Below are 2,974 nucleotides of genomic sequence, written 5' to 3' on the forward strand. Positions count from 1 at the left end.
ACCACTGCTCATGAATCTGCCCATCCCGGTAGATGGTCATATGGAGCTTCTCCGAGAGGGCGTTGACGACGGAGACACCGACTCCGTGCAGTCCTCCGGAGACCTTGTAGGTGTCTTTGTCGAATTTTCCTCCGGCATGCAGAACCGTCAGGACCACTGTCGCGGCGGGAATCTTCTCGGTCGGGTGCTCCGCGACGGGGATCCCCCGGCCGTTATCCTCGATAATCGCCGAACCGTCGCCGGTCAGTGTCACTTTGATCTTGTCGCAATACCCGGCCATCGCTTCGTCGATGGAGTTGTCCACCACCTCATAGATCAGGTGGTGCAAGCCCTTGACCGAGGTATCTCCGATATACATCCCGGGACGTTTGCGGACCGCTTCGAGTCCTTTGAGGACTTTGATGTTTCCGGCACCGTAATCAGCCATTTACACTCTCCGTTTCTACATTAAATTTATAAAATCCTTAGATTATATCGAAAAAAGGAGAAAAAGAGTTAAATAGAGGTCAACGTGCCAGGAGCCCCGCCCCTTCCATGGGGGTACTGCGATCCTCGGCATAGATCCTTCGACCCTCGACCACATCATATTTCCAGATGGGGGCGTTGGCTTTGAAATCCTCGACAAACTCCTCGATCAACTCCAGAGCCACCCGTCGGCGGGGCGAGAAGACCGCGGCGACGTAAGAAGAGCTGTGCACCGGTACGTCGCCGACGGAGTGGGCCATTTTGACCCTGGCACCCCGCTCGGCCGCTTTGGCCTGCCAGGCATCGAACCATTTTTGCAAGATCGGCTCGTAGATATCGAAACTGAGCGCCTCGATCCCATCCTCCGCCCGGATCGTCCCGACAAAAGGAATATAGGCGCCGTAGTTGGACTCCGCCTCCTCATCCAGCCAGCGCCCGAAGATCTCTTTGACATCCAGAGGACCTTCATACAGCTCCATATCACTCATTTTTCCCCCACTTGGTCTCTAGTCGATAGTCTCTAGTTTTTTAACATGTAGCGTTGCAAGGCAACGCATACCGAAATTCCTCACTCATCATTCCTCACTCTTCACTCAAGCGAAGCGCCCCCTATCCCCCGCAGACCGGCGGCAGGATACTCACCCGATCTCCGTCTTTGAGCGGATGCTTGGGATCTTTGACCATCACATCATTGACGGCCACGGCGCACTTCTGTAGCCAGGGACGGATCGACTCCTCTTCGAAGAGAACGTTGGAGAGCTCTGCCAGGGAAGCTACCTCCAGCTCCATCGGCTCCCTGGCGATCGGCCCCAGAAACTCCACTTTCACCATCACAATCCCTTCCTCTCAAAATCGGAATGATTATACCAAAAGAGTCGGCACGGCCTTGGATATAATACGGCAACCTTTTGGAGTGAGGAGTGAGGAGTGAGGAGTGAGGAACCGAAGGCGCCTTCGGCGCCGCTATTGGTTATTGGAAGCGTTGCAATGCAACGTCAACCGAAATCATTCACCATTCACCATTCACCATTCATCATTCGCCCCAAAGGGGCATCATGATTTTCGGTTCCATCTCCTACCTCAACCTCCTCCCCTTTCAGGTCTATATGAGGCGCCGCTCTCCTTCGACCCAGTTCGCCCAGATGCTTCGGTGGCGTCGGGCGGTTCCCAGTGTCATCAACCGCCAATTCCGTCGGGGACGTGTTCACGCCGCTTTTATCTCCAGCATCGAGAGCCGCCGATGCCGTTGTACCGATCTGGGGATCGTGGCCAACGGAGCGGTCCACAGCGTTTTCGTTCTTCCCGGAAAATTTGAAACCGATCCCGCCTCGGCCAGCTCCAACGCTCTGGCGGAAGTCCTGGATCTACAGGGACGGATTCTCATCGGAGATGCTGCACTGAAACACCGGTTGAGCGGCGGAGAGGGTATCGACCTGGCCCAAGCCTGGAAAGAACGTACCGACCTGCCTTTCGTCTTTGCCCGGCTCTGCTACAACCGCCACGGAAAACGCATCAGAAAACTGGCGAAGGATTTCGGATCGAAAGAGTGGAAGATCCCCCGATACATTCTGGAGAGAGAGGCCAAAAAGCGGCAGATTTCCCCGGCACAGCTACGCTGGTACCTCAACCATATCGACTACCGTATCGGCTGGAGAGAGCGAAAAGGATTGAAACTTTTTCTCAAAAAAGCGAAAAAAGTCACCTAAATTCTCAACGCTCAATTCTGCTCGGCACCGATCCTTTCGATGGCCTCTCTGATCCGGGCAACGGTCTCCTCCACGCCCAGAATCGCCATCACTTCATCCATCCCGGGGCCGGTCATTTTCCCCAGTAGTGCCACCCGCAGGGGCTGGCCCAGCTTGCCGAAACCGATCTCCTGTTCGGCGACGAAAGCCTCCATCACTTTGTGGTAGTCACTGGGCAGATGCAGTCCCTCACTTGACTCCAGTTTTTCGGCAAAGGCCTGCAGAATCGAAAGGGCTTCCCCTTTGAAGGCCTTTTTGACCGCTTTGGGGTCGTACTGGGCCGGACGATCCAGAATCATCCGAATATGCTCTGCCAGCTCCACCAGGGTTTTGCTCCGCTCTTTGACGGCATCGAGTAGAAACTCCATCCGGTCGTGGTCGGCGATATGGACGCCGAACTCTTCGAGGAGCTTTGCCAGCTTCTCGTTGGGGGTGTTCTTGATGTAGTGGGCGTTGAGCCAGAGAAGTTTGTCCAGGTTGTAGCTGGAGGCGGACTTGTTGATATCGTGGGGGTCGAACCACTCCAGCATCTCTTCGCGGCTGAAGATCTCCTGATCCCCGTGGCTCCACCCCAGACGCACCAGGAAGTTGAGCAGCGCTTCGGGGAGGAAGCCCTGGCGCTTGTACTCCATCACATCCATCGCCCCGTCGCGTTTGGAGAGTTTGCGCCCCTGCTCGTTGTGGATCATGGGAACGTGATAGAAGCGGGGAGGCGTGAAGCCCAGAGCTTCGTAGACCACCAGCTGTTTGGGGGTGTTGTAGAG

The 2,974-nt window shown here is 55.6% G+C and carries 5 protein-coding genes; 1 reads left to right on the forward strand and 4 read right to left on the reverse strand.

Going from position 1 to position 2,974, the window contains the following annotated elements:
* From F8I07_RS02235 to F8I07_RS02245, 3 genes are all read right to left on the reverse strand, one after another.
* Positions 1–427: ATP-binding protein (locus F8I07_RS02235; protein ID WP_292655173.1), on the reverse strand; the 427-nt coding region annotated here is incomplete at its 3' end.
* Between the two features lie 79 nt (positions 428–506).
* Positions 507–944, reverse strand: coding sequence for a molybdenum cofactor biosynthesis protein MoaE (locus F8I07_RS02240; RefSeq protein WP_292655176.1), 438 nt, complete (start codon positions 942–944; stop codon positions 507–509).
* Positions 945–1,074: 130 nt separating this feature from the next.
* A complete protein-coding gene (locus F8I07_RS02245) occupies positions 1,075–1,296 on the reverse strand; it encodes a MoaD/ThiS family protein (protein WP_292655179.1) in 222 nt (73 codons plus the stop codon).
* A 224-nt stretch (positions 1,297–1,520) separates the two neighbouring features.
* On the opposite strand from F8I07_RS02245, the gene F8I07_RS02250 reads away from it, so the two are divergent.
* The gene (locus tag F8I07_RS02250) at positions 1,521–2,171 is read left to right on the forward strand and encodes an MqnA/MqnD/SBP family protein (RefSeq protein WP_292655182.1); all 651 of its coding nucleotides are present in this window, start codon (positions 1,521–1,523) and stop codon (positions 2,169–2,171) included.
* 11 nt (positions 2,172–2,182) lie between these two features.
* On the opposite strand, the gene F8I07_RS02255 is transcribed toward F8I07_RS02250, so the two are convergent.
* The coding region (locus F8I07_RS02255; RefSeq protein ID WP_292655185.1) for a glutamate--tRNA ligase family protein at positions 2,183–2,974 on the reverse strand (792 nt) is incomplete at its 5' end.

It is taken from the genome of Nitratifractor sp. (assembly GCF_015487065.1).
Taxonomy (GTDB): Bacteria; Campylobacterota; Campylobacteria; order Campylobacterales; family Sulfurovaceae; genus Nitratifractor.

Coding starts and splice junctions, on each gene's coding strand:
- F8I07_RS02240 (WP_292655176.1), bottom strand. CDS start 944: ATGGAGCTGTATGAAGGTCCTCTGGATGTCAAAGAGATCTTCGGGCGC.
- F8I07_RS02245 (WP_292655179.1), bottom strand. CDS start 1,296: ATGGTGAAAGTGGAGTTTCTGGGGCCGATCGCCAGGGAGCCGATGGAG.
- F8I07_RS02250 (WP_292655182.1), top strand. CDS start 1,521: ATGATTTTCGGTTCCATCTCCTACCTCAACCTCCTCCCCTTTCAGGTC.